General features: G+C 49.7%; 18 protein-coding genes and 1 pseudogene. 16 read left to right on the forward strand and 3 right to left on the reverse strand.

Going from position 1 to position 19,290, the window contains the following annotated elements:
* Positions 1 to 353: 353 nt before the first annotated feature.
* The 3 genes from ACJJH9_RS09500 to ACJJH9_RS09510 form a co-directional block, all read right to left on the reverse strand.
* Complete coding sequence (locus ACJJH9_RS09500; RefSeq protein ID WP_252085917.1) at positions 354 to 806, reverse strand: hypothetical protein; 453 nt, start codon at positions 804 to 806, stop codon at positions 354 to 356.
* A 434-nt stretch (positions 807 to 1,240) separates the two neighbouring features.
* On the reverse strand, positions 1,241 to 1,672 hold the full coding sequence (locus tag ACJJH9_RS09505; RefSeq protein ID WP_444884913.1) for a hypothetical protein: 432 nt from the start codon (positions 1,670 to 1,672) through the stop codon (positions 1,241 to 1,243).
* 407 nt (positions 1,673 to 2,079) lie between these two features.
* Entirely contained in the window at positions 2,080 to 2,496 is a 417-nt protein-coding gene (locus ACJJH9_RS09510) for a YbaN family protein (RefSeq protein ID WP_444886180.1), read from the reverse strand.
* A gap of 431 nt (positions 2,497 to 2,927) precedes the next feature.
* Between ACJJH9_RS09510 and ACJJH9_RS09515 the strand changes: the two genes are divergently transcribed.
* The 16 genes and pseudogenes from ACJJH9_RS09515 (at position 2,928) to ACJJH9_RS09590 (ending at position 18,955) form a co-directional block, all read left to right on the forward strand.
* Complete coding sequence (locus ACJJH9_RS09515; protein WP_444925066.1) at positions 2,928 to 4,070, forward strand: 4Fe-4S dicluster domain-containing protein; 1,143 nt, start codon at positions 2,928 to 2,930, stop codon at positions 4,068 to 4,070.
* Entirely contained in the window at positions 4,067 to 4,543 is a 477-nt protein-coding gene (locus ACJJH9_RS09520; protein ID WP_444925067.1) for a cyclic nucleotide-binding domain-containing protein, read from the forward strand. Before ACJJH9_RS09515 ends, ACJJH9_RS09520 begins: the two co-directional genes overlap by 4 nt.
* Positions 4,540 to 5,358 carry an FAD/NAD(P)-binding protein gene (locus tag ACJJH9_RS09525; RefSeq protein ID WP_444925068.1) on the forward strand — a complete coding sequence of 273 codons (819 nt, stop codon included), beginning with the start codon at positions 4,540 to 4,542 and terminating at the stop codon, positions 5,356 to 5,358. Before ACJJH9_RS09520 ends, ACJJH9_RS09525 begins: the two co-directional genes overlap by 4 nt.
* Positions 5,334 to 6,158 (forward strand): NADH-quinone oxidoreductase subunit B family protein, encoded by an 825-nt coding sequence (locus tag ACJJH9_RS09530; protein WP_444886182.1) that lies wholly within the window; start codon positions 5,334 to 5,336, stop codon positions 6,156 to 6,158. Before ACJJH9_RS09525 ends, ACJJH9_RS09530 begins: the two co-directional genes overlap by 25 nt.
* 15 nt (positions 6,159 to 6,173) lie before the next feature.
* Entirely contained in the window at positions 6,174 to 7,484 is a 1,311-nt protein-coding gene (locus ACJJH9_RS09535; RefSeq protein ID WP_444925069.1) for a Ni/Fe hydrogenase subunit alpha, read from the forward strand.
* Positions 7,462 to 7,947 (forward strand): hydrogenase maturation protease, encoded by a 486-nt coding sequence (locus ACJJH9_RS09540; protein WP_444925070.1) that lies wholly within the window; start codon positions 7,462 to 7,464, stop codon positions 7,945 to 7,947. The genes ACJJH9_RS09535 and ACJJH9_RS09540 overlap by 23 nt, the downstream gene beginning before the upstream one ends.
* 15 nt (positions 7,948 to 7,962) lie before the next feature.
* Complete coding sequence (locus ACJJH9_RS09545) at positions 7,963 to 8,235, forward strand: hydrogenase/urease maturation nickel metallochaperone HypA (RefSeq protein WP_444884905.1); 273 nt, start codon at positions 7,963 to 7,965, stop codon at positions 8,233 to 8,235.
* Positions 8,225 to 10,525 (forward strand): carbamoyltransferase HypF, encoded by a 2,301-nt coding sequence (gene hypF / locus ACJJH9_RS09550; protein ID WP_444925071.1) that lies wholly within the window; start codon positions 8,225 to 8,227, stop codon positions 10,523 to 10,525. The genes ACJJH9_RS09545 and hypF overlap by 11 nt, the downstream gene beginning before the upstream one ends.
* Before the next feature lie 6 nt (positions 10,526 to 10,531).
* A complete protein-coding gene (locus tag ACJJH9_RS09555) occupies positions 10,532 to 10,774 on the forward strand; it encodes a HypC/HybG/HupF family hydrogenase formation chaperone (protein ID WP_444925215.1) in 243 nt (80 codons plus the stop codon).
* 4 nt (positions 10,775 to 10,778) lie between these two features.
* Positions 10,779 to 11,906 (forward strand): hydrogenase formation protein HypD, encoded by a 1,128-nt coding sequence (gene hypD / locus ACJJH9_RS09560; protein WP_444925072.1) that lies wholly within the window; start codon positions 10,779 to 10,781, stop codon positions 11,904 to 11,906.
* Complete coding sequence (gene hypE, locus ACJJH9_RS09565) at positions 11,872 to 12,909, forward strand: hydrogenase expression/formation protein HypE (RefSeq protein WP_444925073.1); 1,038 nt, start codon at positions 11,872 to 11,874, stop codon at positions 12,907 to 12,909. The genes hypD and hypE overlap by 35 nt, the downstream gene beginning before the upstream one ends.
* Positions 12,910 to 13,012: 103 nt before the next feature.
* Complete coding sequence (locus tag ACJJH9_RS09570; RefSeq protein WP_444925074.1) at positions 13,013 to 13,258, forward strand: bacteriophage holin; 246 nt, start codon at positions 13,013 to 13,015, stop codon at positions 13,256 to 13,258.
* Positions 13,259 to 13,800: 542 nt separating this feature from the next.
* The gene (locus ACJJH9_RS09575; protein WP_444925075.1) at positions 13,801 to 14,052 is read left to right on the forward strand and encodes a DUF6968 family protein; all 252 of its coding nucleotides are present in this window, start codon (positions 13,801 to 13,803) and stop codon (positions 14,050 to 14,052) included.
* A gap of 232 nt (positions 14,053 to 14,284) precedes the next feature.
* Positions 14,285 to 15,250 carry a DUF6929 family protein gene (locus tag ACJJH9_RS09580; RefSeq protein WP_444925076.1) on the forward strand — a complete coding sequence of 322 codons (966 nt, stop codon included), beginning with the start codon at positions 14,285 to 14,287 and terminating at the stop codon, positions 15,248 to 15,250.
* 397 nt (positions 15,251 to 15,647) lie between these two features.
* Positions 15,648 to 15,905: pseudogene (locus ACJJH9_RS09585) on the forward strand (IS30 family transposase); the annotation flags it as partial.
* Positions 15,906 to 16,225: 320 nt separating this feature from the next.
* The gene (locus tag ACJJH9_RS09590) at positions 16,226 to 18,955 is read left to right on the forward strand and encodes a cation-transporting P-type ATPase (RefSeq protein ID WP_444925077.1); all 2,730 of its coding nucleotides are present in this window, start codon (positions 16,226 to 16,228) and stop codon (positions 18,953 to 18,955) included.
* The last annotated feature ends 335 nt before the right edge of the window (positions 18,956 to 19,290 follow it).

Consider the following 19,290-nt stretch of genomic DNA (forward strand, 5'->3'; position numbering starts at 1 on the left):
GTGGTGGGTAATATTGATATAAGAGCTGTATGGTTATACAGCATATCATTTCTGGAAACAAAACCATAGGCTGACTTTACGGACATATAAGAAACACAGTAGCAGTAAGCTTTGAATGATTCAGAGTAGCTTCCTCGTTGGTTAAAGTATCAATGCTTCAAGAGACTATCGATCAAGCTATAACAGAAGGAGTGTTTTTGAGAAGGAGTGAGAGCCAATAAGGAATAAACTTAAATAGGTGAGTTGAGACACTCAACGATTTTACCCATTGGTATGGAAATAGCCTTGTAAATATGTTTGTTAATAGGAGGGGAAAATTGCCCCTCCTATTCAGCTAAAAAGCGATGTAAAACTCAAGAAGCTTGAATTGAGGTTTTACTTTGATGCGCACTCGATCTGGGAACCTGTACTCTATATTCTGGGAACATATTTACGGTAACAGTAAAATCACACTTAGTAGGACCAGCAACATGCTTCAGGCCCCACCAGTATTTTATTTTAACGGTTTCGCCTGGGGCGATGGGGTGACCGTAGCTTACAAAACCATCTTCTATGGGAGTACCTACTGAATTACACAGGTATGCATCCCAGGTCATACCATTGTCATCGAGATCCAAGAATACTTTGGCGTCGAGGATAGGAAATTTTCCAGTATTTTTGAGTTCTATAAGCCCCTGAATATAACTTCCTTCTGTAGAGTCCTCGATACCAGTCCATGCAGCCCAGTGAAAACTGGTGGCCTCAAGACTATCAGAAATAAATGGCTTATCTGTATCCCAACCTTCAACATGACCAATATTTGACATGATTAATCCTTTTCTTCAGAAATATCATTAAAAAATTAATGACTGCAAGTGGGTACCGCCTATTTTTAAAAACGAAAGCATGAGAAGAGGGTAAGCAAAACAATAGCAAATCAAAAAACACGAAATGTATTTTCTGGGCTTTACCCTAAGATCCCTGCTCACTGTGCACCCCTTGGTGCACAGGCGGAGTATTGGGGCCATAAAAGTTGAGATCAACCCTTAAATATTAGATGGGCAATAGTTGCGAGAATAACAACGCCAAAATTTTTACTGGGGGCAGTATGCATGCCATATAAAGCAGTCTTTGATCAGCAGCCTGGCATTGCGCCGGCAACAATTGGCCGTCTTAAAGGTTGCAAAACTAAAGTAAATTCCACCAAGGCATCCAGGACTATGACTTTGCAGGCAAGCAAATAGAAAAAATCGTCTAACTCTTATTTAATATACCGAAAAACTTTACGATACCTAAAAATAATAAACCAAAGAAATAGGGCTAATGGTGTAATCATTAATACAGCCATTTGGTTTTTTAATACCGCCATATTCATTGTGATGATCACAGTCCCCAATTCATAGATATCGGTGGCAATGATCACAGGAAGGAAAAACGCCCAAAATCTCGCGCTGCCAATTTTTTTGGCAAAAGCCAACCCAAAGAAACCCACAAAATAAGTGGTATAGATGATCAGGCTTGCTATCAACCACCAGATCGACTGATTGTATTCATTGTAAGCAAAGGCTTCATACTGAGAGATCACTTCTATCGGAACCAGAAGAAAAAACAATACCTTCCAGAGTACACTTGGCTTGTAGATTAAAGATTCATTACCAAGAGCACTCTCTGGGGCCCGGTAGAGTTCCTGCATGAAACATCCCTATTGTTATTACTTTGCAGTTCAATAAAGCTTATGTTACTAACACAAGATCCTTGAAGCTTCCCGAAGAAGGAGCCTATTAGTGGGCGCCTCAATCAACGAGAGGGCGCAGAGGATATTCTGATCCCAGGCAAAGTCAACTAATTCAATCCCCATTTTTATAACAATGCGAAATCAACCTGAAAACTCTTGTTTTTAGTCAAATTCATACTGTTTGAATACAGAAAAACCGAGGAAAAATCGGGGCAATACCTATTAGGTGGTAAATTACTGTGACGATAAACGCAAAGTCAGGTTTTAACCTTTGGTGACATAAGTTACAGGTTTAATACATTTCCACTTCACGAAATCATTTTTTTTATCGCCCGTTTATTAAATACTAAAGGCCACCTTGACCATCACCCCGTTGGCTCAGGCCGACTCCAAATCCAGATTAGCCCACAACCGATGCCGCCAACAGCGAAAAAAAGTAAATACAGATTGGAAATGTGATGAACGGCAAGAGCCATAGAAAGTGCCATGGTCAGCGTAGCCAGTAGTTTGGTTCTCCTACTGATGTAACCACTACGCCAGGTTCTTAATAGGTGACCAAATAAGTGATGTTCCTCAATCCATTGATGCAGCCGTTCAGAGCTTTTAGAGGCCGCCCAGGCACCAACAACAATAAATACGGCAGAGGGTAACCCAGGCAGGATGGCACCAATAATTCCGACAAGCATAAAGAAACAAGCCACGGCCCCCCATAGCCAACGCATCCACCCTTTGGCTAACGGAGGGGTTTCCATGTCAGGCACTTCTTCATTATGTTGACTCAACCTGAATCTCCAGTTTTAAAATCCGTTAAACAGATAAAACAATGGCTATTAGCAGCTATCTGCTCACTATATCAAAGAGGCACTAATGAGTGACACCTGCAACTTGCATTCTTACTGCGGAGCTTGGCTCTCAATATACAGTTGTGGGACCGGCAAGATTGTTACAAAGGCAACCATTGTTGTTTTCTAATGTGCTACAGGGGCGCGTCTTCATACTTTTATTAATAATCTGTAATGTCCAGCATGATAAAAAGTACCGCCTAAAAACTGTCGTCATCAATGCTCTTAAACAGAAGAAAATAACAATACGACTTTTTTCCCTTATGCCTGTAACCCAGTGTTGAAAAACACTTCTGCTTTAACACTACACTGATTAACAAAGCCGCTATCGGCTACCAAGCTGCATGTTTTATTATTGAGCATTAAGCACTATGGATTATCGGCTACAAGCGACCGATCTGGAGTGCCTTATACAAGCAATCCGCGATAGAGGATACCTGCTGTACGGGCCCAGATTGACCGATGGAGCCATCACATACGGCGAAGTTCACTCACTCTCAAATCTGCCTCAAGGCTGGACCGATGAGCAGCAGGCTGGGCAGTACCGAGTTAAGCGCCGGGAAGATGAAGCTTACTTTGGCTATGCCGTAGGGCCTCACTCCTGGAAGAAATACCTGCAATTACCCCGCCGGCCCATATGGAAGGTCTCCAAGCAACATCAAACCATAGAAATCGTTGAGATTCAGGATTCAGCCCCAAAGCAGGCATTCCTGGGAGTTCGAAGCTGTGAGCTGCACGCCATTGCTATCCAGGATCGTATCCTGTGCCAGGGGGAATATCCCAGTGAGAGTTACCACCAAAGGCGGACACAGTTGTTTACCGTTGCGGTGAATTGCACCTCGGCAGCAGATACCTGCTTTTGTACTTCGATGAATACCGGTCCAGAGGTCACTTTGCCCAGCGATCTCACCTTGACAGAGGTGATTGAAGCCGGGGAGCACTTTTTTCTGATCAGCAGTGGCTCGGATGCCGGTAAGGAAATTATGGAGCAACTCCCCTTGCTTCCAGCAAGTGAGGGGGAAAGTAAACTGGCTAAAGGTAAGGTGAAGCGCCTTGAGGAGGAAATGCGGCGTGGACCACGCCACTTCGATAGCTCAGATTTGAAAGAGCTACTCTATAGAAACCTCGATAGCCCGAACTGGGATAAGGTCGCTGATCGCTGTCTATCTTGTGCCAACTGCACCATGGCCTGTCCAACCTGTTTTTGCTCCACCGTTGAGGACACCACCGATCTCAGTGGCGAACATGCTGAGCGCTGGGAGCGTTGGGATTCCTGCTTTACAGCAGATCTCAGTCATATTACCGGCGGCTCCGTACGCGCCGATACCCGGTCACGCTACCGGCAATGGATGACTCACAAACTGGCCAGCTGGCACGACCAATTTGACAGCTCTGGTTGCGTGGGCTGTGGTCGCTGCATCACCTGGTGCCCTGTGGGTATCGACCTCACCGAAGAGGTCCGAAATATCCGAGCCCTGGATCAAAAACAGACGCCCAGCCAGGAGTCACCATGAAGACCATTGCCGATCTTCTTCACGAGCATCCTTTCTTTCAAGGTTTGGCAGAGAGTGATCTGCAGTTTCTGGCTTCCTGCGGTGAGAACTGTATTTATCACAAGGGCGACTACCTGGCGCGGGAAAATAGTCAGGCAAACCACTTCTTCCTGATTCGCAGTGGCCGGGTAGCAGTAGAAACTTTTGTTCCCAATCGCGGCCCCCTGTGTCTGCTCACACTCCATGGCGGTGATATTTTCGGGTGGTCCTGGCTGTTTCCTCCCTATATTTCTGCTTTTGATGCCCGCGCCATGGAAGATGTTCGCAGCCTGCGTTTGGGCGGGGAATGCTTGCGCAATAAATGCGAACAGGAACCTAAACTGGGTTTTGAGCTGATGAAGCGATTTGCGCGAATTGCTACTGAACGGCTGCAGTCCGCACGTATTCAGTTACTGGATATTTACGGCCCAGATCACCAGGGCCACTCAACATGATTCCCTCCGTTTACCGGGTGTGCCAGCGGCGCGTGGAATATCCGGGGACTTTCACATTACAGCTGGAAGCTAAGAGCGGTAGGCGGCATAAGCCACCGATGAATTTTGCTCCCGGTCAGTTCAATATGTTGTACGCCTTTGGTACCGGAGAATCTGCCATTTCCTTTAGTGGACTGGGGAGCGAGGACGGCAAGCTCATCCATACCATTCGCGCCCAGGGGAATGTCACCCGGGCCCTAGAGCGCCTACAGGAGGGAGACACTTTAGGTGTAAGGGGGCCTTTCGGTATCGGTTGGCCTCTAGATACTGCCGCTGGCAAAGATCTTTTGATTATTGCCGGCGGTCTCGGACTGGCGCCGTTGCGCCCAGTAATCTATGCGGCGCGGCGGGAGCGACTTACCGCACGCGAGGTGCGTCTCTTTTATGGTGCTAGGCGCCCAAGTGAATTGCTGTATAGAGAGGAGCTCGCTCAGTGGAGCACCCAGCTCGAGCTTGAGACTTCGGTAGATCACGGTGATGGCTCCTGGCCTGGGCATATTGGTGTGATTACCGATCCTCTGCAGGCCGCACAAATAGATGGCGAAAACTCGGTGGCGTTTCTGTGCGGCCCTGAAATTATGATGCGCTTTTGTATCCAGGTTCTGATACGCAAAGGTGTGCCAGAGTCCTCTATCTATCTTTCGATGGAGCGCAATATGAAATGCGCCATCGGTCTCTGCGGACACTGCCAGTGGGGTCCAAACTTTATTTGTAAGGATGGTCCTGTTTTTTGCTATGAGGATATTCGCCCATGGCTGCAGATTCGCAGCTTATAAGCCGGCAGCCCCACAAACCCAAACTGGCGGTCTGGAAATTCACCTCCTGTGATGGCTGCCAACTCAGCTTGTTGGACTGTGAGGATGAGCTGTTGCTGTTGGGGCAGGAAGTGGAGATCGCCTATTTTATGGAGGCCTCCAGCAAGGTAGAAGAGGGGCCCTACGATATCTCCCTGGTGGAGGGCTCCATTACGACACCCGCCGACCTGTTGAGAATTCAGGAGGTGCGGCGTCAGTCAAAGTTCCTGGTAAGTATTGGCGCCTGTGCCACTGCCGGCGGTATCCAGGCACTGCGCAATTTTGCCGATGTCGTCGAGTTTACTTCTGTGGTTTACGCCGAGCCCTCTTATATCCATACCCTAAAAGAGTCCACCCCCATTGCCGCCCATGTGCCGGTGGACTTCGAGCTGCAGGGCTGCCCGATCAACAAACTGCAACTGTTAGAGGTCATCAGTGCTTTCCTGAACTCTCGTGCACCTCAGGTTTCCAGCCATTCAGTGTGTATCGAATGCAAACTTAAGAACAATGTCTGTGTGTGGGTGGCCCATGGCACCCCCTGCATGGGGCCGGTAACCCATGCTGGTTGTGGCGCGCTTTGCCCTAGTTACAACCGCGGTTGCTATGCCTGCTATGGCCCGAAGGAGAACCCTAATGGTGAATCCCTGTGTCACTGGTGGGAACAAAATTTAGGAGCAGACAGATCAACTGTCATTGAAAATCTACGTAATTTCAATGGGTTATCACCTCATTTTAAAGAAATTAGTCAAGATAGAGAGCATCGCCAAAAGGGAAAATCCTAACGGGTAGAGCAACTAATGGCCGGTAAAAGTAAAACCATCAAAGTCGATTATTTGGCACGCGTTGAAGGCGAGGGTGCGCTCTATATACGCTACGACGATCATGGTGTGCACGAAGTACAATTAAAGATCTTTGAACCCCCACGCTTCTTTGAAGCCTTTTTGCGGGGGCGCGATTACACCGAAGCACCGGATATCACCGCCCGTATTTGCGGCATTTGCCCAGTGGCCTATCAAATGAGCGCGCTGCACGCCATGGAGAACGCGCTGGGTCTGGTTCCTACTGAACCCCTGAGAAATTTGCGCCGCTTGCTCTACTGTGGAGAGTGGATCGAAAGCCATATGCTGCATATCAGCATGTTGCATGCACCGGACTTTCTCGGCTATCCCAATGCCGTGGCCATGGCCAAAGACCACCCAGAGGTTGTACAACGGGCGTTGGAAATCAAGAAAACTGGAAATGCGCTGGTGCGTCTGCTTGGGGGTAGGGAGGTCCACCCAATCAACGTGCGCGTAGGGGGCTTTTATCGAGTGCCCAGCCTGGAGTCCTTTCAAGCACTGCGCCCCCAATTGTTAGAAGCCCACAATCTGGCAGAACTCATGACGCGTTGGGCGGCGGGTCTGCCATTTCCCCATTGTGAGCAGTCCTATGAATGCGTCGCCCTGTCCAACCCCAGTGAATACCCCATGAATGAGGGGCGTATTGTTTCCAATCGCGGGCTAGATATTTCGGTAAAGGACTACGAAAAATATTTTCGCGAACAGCAGGTACCGCACAGTACAGCATTGCACAGTATATTGATCGAGCGGGGCGCCTACCTTGTCGGGCCCATGGCGCGCTACAACCTCAACTACTCCCAACTCTCAGGAGAAGTGAGAAGCCTTGCCGAGGCGTTGGGTTTCCGAGCACCCTGCAATAATCCCTTCAAAAGTATTGTGGTGCGCTGCCTGGAAGTACTCTACGCCCTGGAAGAGGCACTGCGCCTTATCGATACGTTTCACCCCCCCGATGAACCCTACCTGGCTGTAGAACCTAGAGAGGCTAGTGGCTGTGCCGCTACCGAGGCCCCCCGCGGACTGCTCTATCACCGCTACGCCATGAATGAGCAAGGCAAAATTACTTTTGCCAAGATCGTCGCTCCCACCTCTCAAAATCAAAAAACTATCGAAGATGATCTACGCCTGATGCTGCCAAAATTCATGCACCTGCCCGAGCAACAATTACAGGGTTTATGTGAGCGCGCCATTCGCAATTATGACCCCTGTATTTCCTGCTCAACCCATTTCCTGCAGCTACATTTGCAACATGAGCCAAAAAGAATCTCCTGAGCGTTGGCTGCTGGTCAGCCTTGGCAATCGCTTCCGGGGAGACGATGGTGTGGGGCCCTATCTGCTCGACAAGCTGCGCAGCCAATTAAAAGGAAGCGCAGATTTTCTGGAGAGCGGCAATGACATGGTAACCCTTGTGGGGCATTGGAAAGATCGTCAGGTCTGCCTGGTAGATGCAATTTTGTCCGATGAGCAAAAATCGGGCGAACTAATCCGAGCCGATGGCCTGGCCGATATTATCGCGCCCAGTAACTGCACGACCTCCAGCCACGGTTTTAACCTCAGAGAAGCGATCGACTTGGGCAGAGTGCTGGGGGCATTGCCCCGCAGGCTGGAAATTTTTTCCATCTGTGCCGAGAACATCAGCTCCTGTGATCATCTCACTGCCGCAGTGAGGTTAGGCGCGGAGCGTGCCGAGCAGGAGCTACTTGCGTTTCTACAAGGCGATAACGGACAAAGCTGACAACGGAGACCAGTGATGCATGAACAGTCCTTGATCAGCAATCTGATCGAAAAAATACAGCAACTTGCCGAGAACGAAGGCGCCAGGGTAGTGGGTGCCAAGCTGCGCCTAGGTGCCCTAGCACATATATCCGCCCCTCATCTAAGGGAACATTTCGAACAGGCAACTTTCGGGACCAGCCTGGAAGGATTGCAACTGGAAATTGAAGAGCTCACCGATATTCACCATGCCGAAGCCCAGGACATTATCCTGGAAAATCTGCAATTTGAGGCCAGTGATGGACAATGAGCGTCGTCGGCTAGCGATTAAAGGCCTGGTACAGGGCGTAGGGTTTCGACCGTATATTTATCGCTTGGCGCGGGATTGCCAACTGACCGGCTGGGTTGCCAACCATAGTGGTGGATTACAATTGGAGGTTGAGGGAAACAGCACAGGCATCGAGAAATTCCTGCAGCGTTTGCCTCTGGAAAAGCCGCCGCACAGCCTGATACTCAGTATTGATAGTGAGGTAATTCATGCCGAGGGTGACAGCGATTTTCAGATTCGAGAAAGCACCGTTGCCGCCGCACAATCTACCCTGGTGCTGCCAGATATAGCTCCCTGTAACTCCTGCCAGGCCGAATTACAGGATTCCCGTAACCGCAGGCACAAATACCCATTCATCAACTGCACGCACTGCGGCCCACGCTTTAGCATCATTGATAAGATGCCCTATGATCGCGCCAACACTGCAATGGATCAGTTTCCTCAATGCGCCAAATGCCAAGCTGAATACACCAATCCCGAAGACCGCCGTTTTCACGCCGAACCCAATGCCTGTCCAGAATGTGGCCCACAGCTGCAGCTCTGTGATAGCAAAGGCAAGGTGCTTCTCACCGGCCTGGCAGCTTTGAATGAGACGTTCGCCAACCTGGCCAGTGGAAAAGTTGTTGCGTTGAAAGGTGTAGGGGGGTTCCAACTATTGGTAGATGCCGGCAATAGCCAGGCATTACAGACATTACGCAAACGCAAGCAGCGCCCACACAAACCTTTTGCCCTGTTGTATAGCTCTTTATCGGCAGCACGACGTGATTGCCGGATTTCGGAGTTGGAGGCAAAACTGCTTACTTCCCCGGCACGCCCCATCGTACTACTAGAAGCAAAACCGGAAGCGAATGCCAGAGTACACGAGCTGGTAGCGCTGGGTTCACCAGATCTGGGGGTGATGTTGCCAGCCTCACCACTGCACCTACTACTTGCTGAAGAGTATGCGGCCCCCCTTGTCGCCACTAGCGGCAATTTGGCTGAAGAGCCAATTTGCATTGAAAATACGGAGGCTTTGCGGCGCCTTGGCAAAATTGCCGACTGTTTTTTACTGCATAACCGCCGCATAGTGAGGCCATTGGATGACTCGGTACTGCGCGTAGTAGAAGACCGCCCCTTGATGTTACGCCGTGCACGCGGCTATGCCCCACTACCCATTACCCAGGCAAAACTGTCACAACAGGCACTCACGCAATCCTATTTAGCCCTGGGAGCAGATTTAAAAAATTCCGTGGCACTGTCCCACAATGGTTGGATTTATCAGAGCCAACATATTGGCGACCTGGCTAGCGCCACCGCAATTGTGCACTTTGACCGCACAATTGCGGACCTCACTGGTTTACAACAGCGCCGGCCGCAAACGCTGATCCACGACCAGCACCCAGGCTATAGCTCTCACCGCTGGGCACTGCAACAGCAGGCTCCACGCCTGGGGGTACAACACCATGTTGCCCATCTGTTTTCCTGCATGGCCGAACACGGTCACAGTGGTGCCGCACTTGGCGTCTGCTGGGACGGCACTGGCTATGACAGCAGCGGCATAGTGAGGGGCGGGGAGTTCCTCCTCTGGGACGGTAAATCGCATGTGGAACACATCGCCAGCCTGCGCACATTTCCCCTGCCAGGTGGAGAAAAAGCCGTGCGCGAACCACGGCGGGCTGCGGCGGGCCTGCTATATGAAATTTCTGGATATATGGCGCTGCAACACCAGCTGCTCAAGCGCTGCTTTACCCGCAGTGAGCGCCGTAACCTGGTCACCATGCTGGAAGGTGAGGTCAACAGCCCTCTGTGCAGCAGTGCTGGGCGCCTGTTTGATGCAGTGGCCGCACTATTGGGGCTGTGTAGCCAGTCGAGCTATGAAGGGCAGGCTGCCATGGTGCTGGAACATAGTGCCCGAGGAATTCAGAGTAGTGACAGCTATCCATTCGACCTGTATCAGCGTCAAAGCAAGTGGGAGCTGGACTGGGCCCCCTGTATTAGCGCCTTGATACACGATGAAGGTAAGTCGCTGCCGCAGCGGGCTGCGGCTTTCCACAATACCTTGGCAAATATGATTCTGGCAGTGGTCAGTGAGATCGGAGAGCGTCAGGTCTTTCTCTCCGGCGGTGTTTTCCAAAACCGAAGACTAACGGAACGCACCGCGACACTGCTGCGTGAGCGGGGATTTACCGTGCATTGCCACAGCCAGGTCCCCCCCAACGATGGCGGTATTGCTCTTGGGCAACTTCACTATGCCCACTGCATGGCTGCAGCCGGACAACCTGCGGGGGATTAAGTGGGCATGTGCTTAGGTATTCCCGGCCTTATTGAAGAGATCTCAGACAATTCCCCCCTGGAACGCCTGGGCAAGGTACGTTTTGGCGGCATAGCCCGGCAAGTCAACTTATCCCTGGTGCCAGATGCCGGCGTTGGCGATTATGTGGTAGTCCATGTGGGTATCGCCATCAGTCAGATACGGGAAGAAGAAGCCGAACGTGTTTTTCGCGACCTGGAATCCCTGAGCGGGCCGAGCGGCCAGGAGTGATGCCGTGAAATTTGTCGATGAATACCGCCAGAGCGAAACTATTCAAAAGATAGCCACAGAAATTCGCAAAGAAACCACGCGCCCCTGGACGATTATGGAAGTGTGCGGTGGGCAGACTCACGCCATCGTTAAGAATCGCCTCGACCAGTTACTACCGCAAGCAATAGAGTTGGTTCATGGACCGGGCTGCCCGGTTTGTGTGACCCCCCTGGAGACCATTGATCGGGCCATTGCCATCGCTGCATTACCGGGAGTGATTTTCTGTTCCTTTGGCGATATGTTGCGAGTACCCGGGTCAGAACACAGCCTGCTCGATGTGAAAGCCAATGGTGGCGACATTCGCATTATCTATTCCCCCCTACAGGCGGTGAAGATTGCCGAGGGCCACCCCACAAAGCAGGTGGTCTTTTTTGCCGTAGGATTTGAAACAACCGCAGCCGCTAATGCCATGGCTGCCACCCAAGCCAAACAAAAGTCGCTTAAGAATTTTTCCCTGTTGGTTTCCCAGTTTTTAGTGACACCTGCCATCGCATCTATATGCGCCGCCAAGGATACACGTGTGCAGGGATTTCTTGCCGCTGGTCATGTGTGCTCAATAACCGGTTACGAAAGCTATCTGCCCCTTGCCGAAAAGTATCAGGTGCCGATTGTCGTTACCGGCTTTGAACCCCTGGATATTCTTGAAGGTTTATTGATGTGCCTGCGCCAATTAGAGCAGGGCAGTTATCAGGTGGAAAACCAGTATCTAAGAGCGGTAGAGCGAACCGGCAACCGCCCGGCACAAGTGTTACTGAACAATGTATTTAGTGTTTCTGCTCAGTGTTGGCGGGGCCTGGGTGAAATTCCAGCGAGTGGCTTGGCACTTGCTGAAGAGTTTTCAGATCTCGATGCAACAAAGAAATTTGCATTGCCAGAGATCAAACCCCGGGAGCAACACCAGTGTATGAGTGGTGCCATTATGCTCGGCCTCAAAAAGCCCGGCGACTGTCCCCATTTCGGCACAACCTGCCGCCCAGACCACCCCCTGGGCGCCCCCATGGTTTCCTCCGAGGGTGCCTGCTCCGCCTACCACCGCTATAGCCAACAGGTAAAAACCCGTGAATCTTCAATGTCCTCTCCCAACAACCAATAAGGACAGTATCCGCCTGGGGCATGGCAGTGGTGGCGAGATGACCCAGCAACTTCTGAAGGAGTTTATCCAACCTCTGTTCAAAAACACCTGGATCGACCAAGCCCACGACAGCGCTACCTTGCCTTGGGATTCTGATCGCCTGGTATTCACCACCGACTCATTTGTAATTACCCCATTGTTTTTCCCCGGTGGGGATATCGGCAAATTGGCCGTTTACGGAACCGTCAATGACTTGGCCATGGGCGGTGCCGAGGCAAAATTCTTGAGTTGCAGCTTGATACTGGAAGAAGGGTTGCCATTCAACACATTAAAAAAAGTGCTGCAATCCATGGCTGGCGCAGCCGAGGAAACCGGTGTAAAGCTGGTTACCGGGGACACCAAGGTCGTGGAGAGAGGCAAGGGCGATGGTATCTATATCAATACCAGTGGAGTGGGTAGCTTGCTGAGTAATCACCCAGTAGACCCCAGTTATATCCGCCCAGGTGACAGAATTCTATTGTCCGGGGATATTGGCCGACACGGCATCACCGTTATGGCAAGCCGTGAGGGATTGGAATTCGAAACTGCACTCACCAGTGACTGCGCCCCGCTCAATGCCGCAGTTTCAGCATTGCTCCAGGGCGGTATTCCGCTTCACTGTTTGCGGGATCTCACTCGCGGTGGTCTCGCGACGGCCCTGGTGGAACTGGCCGAAACCAGTGGGCAGGCCTTCGAACTGGATGAAGCGCAGATCCCAGTCTGCGAATCAGTCTACGGAGCCTGTGAAATGCTGGGCCTAGACCCCCTTTACGTGGCCAACGAGGGGCGTTTCGTTGCATTTATTCCCGCAGAGTACGCTGATCAGGCCAGCGCTATCCTAAGAGAGGAACGGGTAGGGGCATCCTGTGCAATTATTGGGAAAGTCAATGGCAAGCCCAGTGCCCAGGTTATTCTAAAAAACAGCCTGGGCTGTGATTGCCTGTTACAGCGCTTGCCAGGAGAGCAGTTGCCTAGAATCTGTTAACAGGAATATTCATCACGTCGTCTAAGCCTGACTAAATGTGCCATCCCTTTGCTACCATCAATACTTAATAGTATTTATTTTGTTTGGTGTAGGAGAGGCCCCTATGAACCAATGTGCTCCAAACGCTTTGGGTGTTGCAATTGGTGTACTGTGGGCAATCTATGTCTTTTTCAGTGGTATCACAGCCATGTTTGGCTGGGGTTTAGAACTCGTCGTTACGCTTTCGTCACTTTATATTGGCTATGCACCAACTTTTATTGGTGCCCTCATCGGCGCAGTGTGGGGATTTGTTGACGGCTACATTGCCGGAGTTGTTATTGCTTGGATATATAACAAACTGGCGAAGTGAGCCGAATACAGAGTTTTAAGCTAGGCATACAGGTACAGGCCTACTAAGGCCCTCACTACCAATCCACCGAGTTGTATGGGTGGATACTACCCGGGGAATTGAGGTAGCGGGAGTAGAAGTGCTGCCCGTGATCAGCAAGAAGCGGACATTAGCCGACACAATATTTTGAGGCTTAGTGCAGCCGGGGGGGCATGCTCTCCATGACCTAATATTCAAGCTAAGCTTCCCCCATCATCTTATCCAGTTCCCGACAAGATCGGTTGCAGCGATCTACAAGCCTACTCACCCTACAAAAGAGTTTTTGGCCATTGACTCCACGCTTCCTGTCTATATGGACAATCATAAAAATCCAGTATATACTAAAATCGAATTTGCAAATATCTTTTTGGAATATTGAGCATGGCTTTGGATGCTATCGCACATCTCTTGCCTATTTAGTTCTTCTTTGGCGGTTTCGGTAGTCTCTGTTTTTAATCTATCTGCCAGTGAGTCTCGATATGATAAGTAGTACGTACGTCATTAAAAAAAGCGATAGAATCGAGATGAATATCACTATTAAGGTGAGTGGGGCAGAGCTAGATCCCGAGTCAAAAATGAACGACTACCGCTGTAAGGTAGAGATTTTGGAGCTTGGTTTTAGCGAGTACGCATATGGAATTGATGCTCTTCAAGCTTTATGTCTGGCAGTAAAGTGTTTAAGAAACTTAATCGAATCACTGACACTAGGAGGCTGGAAGTTTTTCCTGCCGAGCTGTTCGGACGCTGAGCTGGATATAATTGCAACATACTTTTAACAGTGCAATTAACAACCAACCGAAGTGGACCAAGAACTAAAAAAAAGAAGAAAGAAAATGAAACTTATCTCAAAAATTATGCTTGCAACTTACCATATGGTGTTTAATTGTGCTTTACAAGTGGAAGTGTATAGCCAACCTCAGTGTTTCTGATATACGGAGATTCATTAATTTCTCCATCAATACAACAAGTAGGTTTGCCATTAGAAAATCGAACGGGTAATAAAATACAATGAACAGATATTTAAAGTTTTTATGTTTGTGCTCTATATTGCTCGGGGAGAGTACACAAGCTAGCCTCTCGGTCACATCACCACTTACTTTAAATGCACTCCCTTCAGCTTCAGCACAACTTTGGATTCGAGATAGGCTATATGTTGTTGGGGATGATTCACCTTATCTATTTACCCTCAATTCTGACTTTTCGCCGCAGCTAAAACAGCTTGTATTTGAAACATCTGAAGTTAGAGATGGCCGTATCAAAAGCAAGTTTAAGCCAGATCTTGAAGCCATGGATATGTTTACTATAAGTGGGCAGAACCACTTAATAGCACTAGGTTCTGGCACTCAGCCCAATTTACGAGAAAAAGCGATGCTGCTATCTATTGATGATAATAATGTTGAATGGCGTGATATTGGCCCTCTATACCGCCACTTACATACAATCGCCAAGCTAACCAAAACACAGAAAATTAATATTGAAGGATTGGCCCACGACAGCTCTCATGTTTACCTATTTAACCGGGGCTCACATGGACCAAACCTGATCTTCTCATTCTCTTATCAAGAATTTATCGCTTACCTTGTTGGTGACAGTACAGCCATCCCAAGTGTTAATGTACAAACCGTATTATTACCCAAACTGGATGGCCACTTAGCCACCCTTTCAGGGGCAGATTATGACCCTACAAGCCGTAATATGTTTATCACAGCTTCTGTTGATGCCCATAGGGAAGGTATATTAGGCAGCTTTGTTATAGCAGTACCTATAGGTAAACTCTCAACTTCTAACAAACTAGATCTAACCAGTGCGGCTTACTTAGTTACGGTTAACGGGCAGGTGTTGAATAGTAAAATTGAATCAATAGCTATTCAATCCTCCAAAAATGGACAAGTTGGAGGATTCCTTGCTGCCGACAACGACGATGGAACCAGCCAGTTTGCCCAGTTCTCTTTGATTCTACCAAATGAAAGCTAACCACTCACCATTGCTATTAAAAGTCAGTATTTTTATCTGGATTTTTCTCAAATAATTAACTTTTTTGCTCTTTATTAGTTCTAAAGAGTACAAGATTTTAGGCACTACAAATGGAGTTAATGGCTGAACAACTTTAAAATAGCCTAATGATGAAACTTTATGATCTCCTAGACAATGCAAAATAATGCCAATATAAAACGGAACATCTTTGGTCCTATGGTGTTAGCTATTTTCACTGCTCGAGTTTGGATATTATCCTGCTGGGAAAGGAGTATACCTAACGGGAAGCAACGCTATCGATGTAAGTGTACTGCACTTCTTTGACAGCCTGGATTTACCCAAGCCTTCGAGGCCCCATCAACCTCTGAAAGGTTTGGTATATCTCATATATTCCTCTCATGAAACAATTGCAAAAGGCTTAGAAGCTGATAGTTATTTTGCCCACCCATATTAATCCTGAGAGAGGGGGATCAAAGAAAATACTAATGGCCTTATTCGACAGTATTTCCCAAAGGATACCGACTTTAATAAAGTAACAGATGAGCAGTTTCAATTCGTATTGGATCGTCTGAGTAGTAGACTAAGAGCGAGCCGAGGGGAAAGGTTACCGAATGAGTTATTTATGGGGCTGCAAGGTGATCTGCTCGCAGCATAAAGGGATAGCAGTTATTACTTGAAACCAAGGCCCATACAAAGCAAGAGGAAAATAATAAACACCCTCTGGTAGCATTGATGACAGCCTCGACCTCCCTGGCCCTGTTCATTTCAATGTTAGTTCTTGCCCAGATTCCCGGCCAGGGTATACAAGGTAAAGTTCTGCTTAAACTAAATGCTAGAGCGCGATTAGCTGGCAGTGGCGTTTTGTCACAGCAAGCGGCTGGCTTGATTTTTACTAAGCTTCCCAGTCTAAATGCATGACTATTCATTGCTAAGCTCAGTCGAAAACTGTGAAGGGTAATCCGATAAAGGTGAACCGTGCTTCAGACAAGTCCTGAGAAAAACTGGCACTCAATGTCCGCAGATACGGTGTTCTCCGAGCTGAAGACCAGTATGGCCGGAATCAGTGAGGACGAAGCTGCGCTAAGACTGCGAACCTACGGGCCTAACTGCCTGCCAGCACCAGCTCGCAAAGGGTTTCTGCGGCGCTTCTTCTCCCATTTCAACAACCTCCTGATCTACGTCCTGCTCGGAGCGGCACTTATCACAGGCCTACTACAACACTGGGTGGATACCGGGGTCATCCTGGCGGTGGTTATCGTCAATGCGATTATCGGCTTTGCTCAGGAGGGTAAGGCGGAAAGGGCCATGGATGCTATCCGCCACATGCTGGCTCCACGTGCCGCAGTCCTCCGCAACAATCAGCGGCTCACTGTGGAGGGAGAGAAACTGGTACCCGGCGATATTGTGCTCATTGAGGCTGGTGACAAAGTGCCTGCCGACTTGCGGCTGTTAAAAACGCACGGTCTGCAGGTCCAAGAGGCCATCCTGACCGGGGAATCCATCCCGGTAGAAAAAAATACCGATCCGGTTAACACCGATACCCCCTTGGGGGACCGTAGTTGCTTAGCCTATAGCGGAACCACTGTCACCAGTGGGCAGGGAGTGGGGGTAGTAGTGGCCACCGCAGCAGAGACCGAGATCGGTCATATCAGTGGCATGCTCGCCAGTGTTGAAACTTTAACCACTCCGTTGGTTGAACAGATGGGTTTCTTCGCCAAATGGCTGGCCCTTTTTATTCTGGCCGTTGCTGCGTTGATCTTCGCCTTTGGGCTGTTTGTATTGCAGCACAATTTTAATGAACTGTTTATGGCCATTGTTGGGCTTTCGGTTGCGGCCATTCCCGCGGGCTTACCGGCAGTTCTAACCATCACATTAGCGGTCGGGGCCCAGGCGATGGCACGGCGCAACGCCATTGTCCGGCGCCTGCCGGCAATCGAAACCCTGGGATCAGTATCGGTAATCTGTACCGATAAAACCGGGACTCTCACCCGCAACGAGATGTGCGTCGCCACAGTAGTTACAGGCGCACAACGCTATGAAGTAGAGGGCGAAGGCTATGAACCGCGGGGTGAAGTCATGCTCGGCGGCGCGCCGGTAGCGATGTCAGCCCCAAACCCACTGCAGGAGTTAGCCCGTGTCGCGGTTCTTTGTAATGACGCCGAGCTCAGAAAAGAGGATGACAACTGGCTTGTCGAGGGTGATCCCATGGAGGGGGCCTTACTGGCCTTCGCAGCAAAGGCGGGAATGAATAGCGGGGAGGTACGCAAGCAGTGGACCCGTACCGATATTATCCCCTTTGATGCACAGCATAAGTTTATGGCCAGCCTAAACCACAACCATGAGAATCATGCACTGATCGCCGTTAAAGGTGCGCCGGAACAGGTTTTGGCAATGTGCAAAACCTATCGCAGCAAGGATGGAGGCTGCGAACCGCTGATGGAGACCTACTGGCGACAAAAGACCGAGGAGGTGGCGGCATTGGGACAGCGTGTCTTGGCGCTCGCCACAAAAGAGGTAAAGCCAGAGCACACGGTGCTGGAGCACTCAGACGTGAAGGGAACTATGACTCTTCTCGGCTTGGTGGGATTGATCGATCCACCCCGTCAGGAGGCTATAACCTCAGTTGCAGAGTGTAGGGGCGCGGGTATTCGAGTGAAGATGATTACCGGCGATCATGTCGCGACCGCAAAAGCCATCGGTCAGCAGATAGGCTTGCAGCGGCCTAACAAAGCCCTAACGGGAGTGGATATCGACAACCTGAATGACGCGGCATTGGCGGCAGAAGTCCTGAAGGTGGATATCTTCGCCCGCAACAGGCCTGAGCATAAATTGCGGCTGGTAACCGCATTGCAGGCCCACGATATGACTGTGGCAATGACTGGCGATGGCGTAAACGATGCCCCCGCTTTAAAACGCGCCGATGTGGGTATTGCCATGGGCCGGGGGGGAACAGAGGCTGCCAAAGAGGCCTCCGAGCTGGTTCTAGCCGATGATAATTTCGCTTCCATCGGCGCTGCGGTCCGTGAGGGGCGCACAGTTTATGACAATATAAAAAAAGTGATTAGCTGGACGCTGCCCACCAACGCAGGGGAAGCCTCAACCATTATTGTGGCGCTGCTCTTTGGCATGGTACTGCCGATAACACCGATCCAAATACTTTGGGTGAACCTGATTACCGCGGTTACGCTTGGTATTGCGCTCGCCTTTGAGCCCACAGAAGAAAATACCATGCACCGCCCACCCCGGTTGCGCGACCAACCGCTCCTTACCAGTGTACTGGTATGGCATATCACATTAGTTAGTACCTTATTCCTGTGTGGCGTATTCGGAATATATACCTACGCCATTCAGCAACACTACTCATTGGAATTGGCACGAACCATGGCCATGAATACATTGGTGGTAATGGAAATTTTCCACCTGTTTTTTATTCGCAATATGTATGGCACCTCTCTCACCTGGAAGGCAGTGCGCGGCACCAAAGTGGTGTGGATGGCAGTCATCATGGTCACTTTGGGGCAATTTGCCATTACCTATGTCCCACTCCTGCAGGAAGTCTTTGCTACTGAGGCAGTGCCACTTTTTGATGGCATTCTGATCGTTGCGATTGGCGTGGCGCTGTTTGTCATTATCGAGATCGAAAAACAGATGCGTATACGCCTTTCCCGCCAGACACAAAGCTTCACTGCCAGGGAAAATTCTTAATTCCGTACCTTGACCTGTTCTCAGCCTGACCAACCCTACAGCCTAAGCCCCGCTTTAATTGGCTCACAATTTGCTGCCTCTTTATGGGTTTATTCTTATTACTAGTGATCAGATGCTCTCAATGTGTGTTGAAAGCCAGCGCAGCTCTACCAAAACTGAAACTTTCAGTGACATAGAGCACATTTTTGCAGGTTGGCAGCAGGGGCAACACCGTCATAGACACTTTGCAATACTCTTGAGCTTAACCGTGCTAGAGAGCTTTTCAGGGATCGCGTTTAACACAAGGTTAAAACCCGGAACAGCAGTGTAGCGAGCAAGTAAAACTTTCCGCCATA

The organism is Microbulbifer mixtoriginis (SeqCode) (assembly GCF_052466715.1).

Bases quoted from the DNA above. Each gene is read 5' to 3' on its own strand.
- ACJJH9_RS09580 (WP_444925076.1), top strand. From the start codon at position 14,285: ATGAACAGATATTTAAAGTTTTTATGTTTGTGCTCTATATTGCTCGGG.
- ACJJH9_RS09540 (WP_444925070.1), top strand. From the start codon at position 7,462: ATGAGCCAAAAAGAATCTCCTGAGCGTTGGCTGCTGGTCAGCCTTGGC.
- ACJJH9_RS09520 (WP_444925067.1), top strand. From the start codon at position 4,067: ATGAAGACCATTGCCGATCTTCTTCACGAGCATCCTTTCTTTCAAGGT.
- ACJJH9_RS09500 (WP_252085917.1), bottom strand. From the start codon at position 806: ATGTCAAATATTGGTCATGTTGAAGGTTGGGATACAGATAAGCCATTT.
- ACJJH9_RS09535 (WP_444925069.1), top strand. From the start codon at position 6,174: ATGGCCGGTAAAAGTAAAACCATCAAAGTCGATTATTTGGCACGCGTT.
- ACJJH9_RS09555 (WP_444925215.1), top strand. From the start codon at position 10,532: ATGTGCTTAGGTATTCCCGGCCTTATTGAAGAGATCTCAGACAATTCC.
- hypF (WP_444925071.1), top strand. From the start codon at position 8,225: ATGGACAATGAGCGTCGTCGGCTAGCGATTAAAGGCCTGGTACAGGGC.
- ACJJH9_RS09505 (WP_444884913.1), bottom strand. From the start codon at position 1,672: ATGCAGGAACTCTACCGGGCCCCAGAGAGTGCTCTTGGTAATGAATCT.
- ACJJH9_RS09530 (WP_444886182.1), top strand. From the start codon at position 5,334: ATGGCTGCAGATTCGCAGCTTATAAGCCGGCAGCCCCACAAACCCAAA.
- ACJJH9_RS09525 (WP_444925068.1), top strand. From the start codon at position 4,540: ATGATTCCCTCCGTTTACCGGGTGTGCCAGCGGCGCGTGGAATATCCG.
- ACJJH9_RS09575 (WP_444925075.1), top strand. From the start codon at position 13,801: ATGAATATCACTATTAAGGTGAGTGGGGCAGAGCTAGATCCCGAGTCA.
- ACJJH9_RS09515 (WP_444925066.1), top strand. From the start codon at position 2,928: ATGGATTATCGGCTACAAGCGACCGATCTGGAGTGCCTTATACAAGCA.
- ACJJH9_RS09545 (WP_444884905.1), top strand. From the start codon at position 7,963: ATGCATGAACAGTCCTTGATCAGCAATCTGATCGAAAAAATACAGCAA.
- ACJJH9_RS09570 (WP_444925074.1), top strand. From the start codon at position 13,013: ATGAACCAATGTGCTCCAAACGCTTTGGGTGTTGCAATTGGTGTACTG.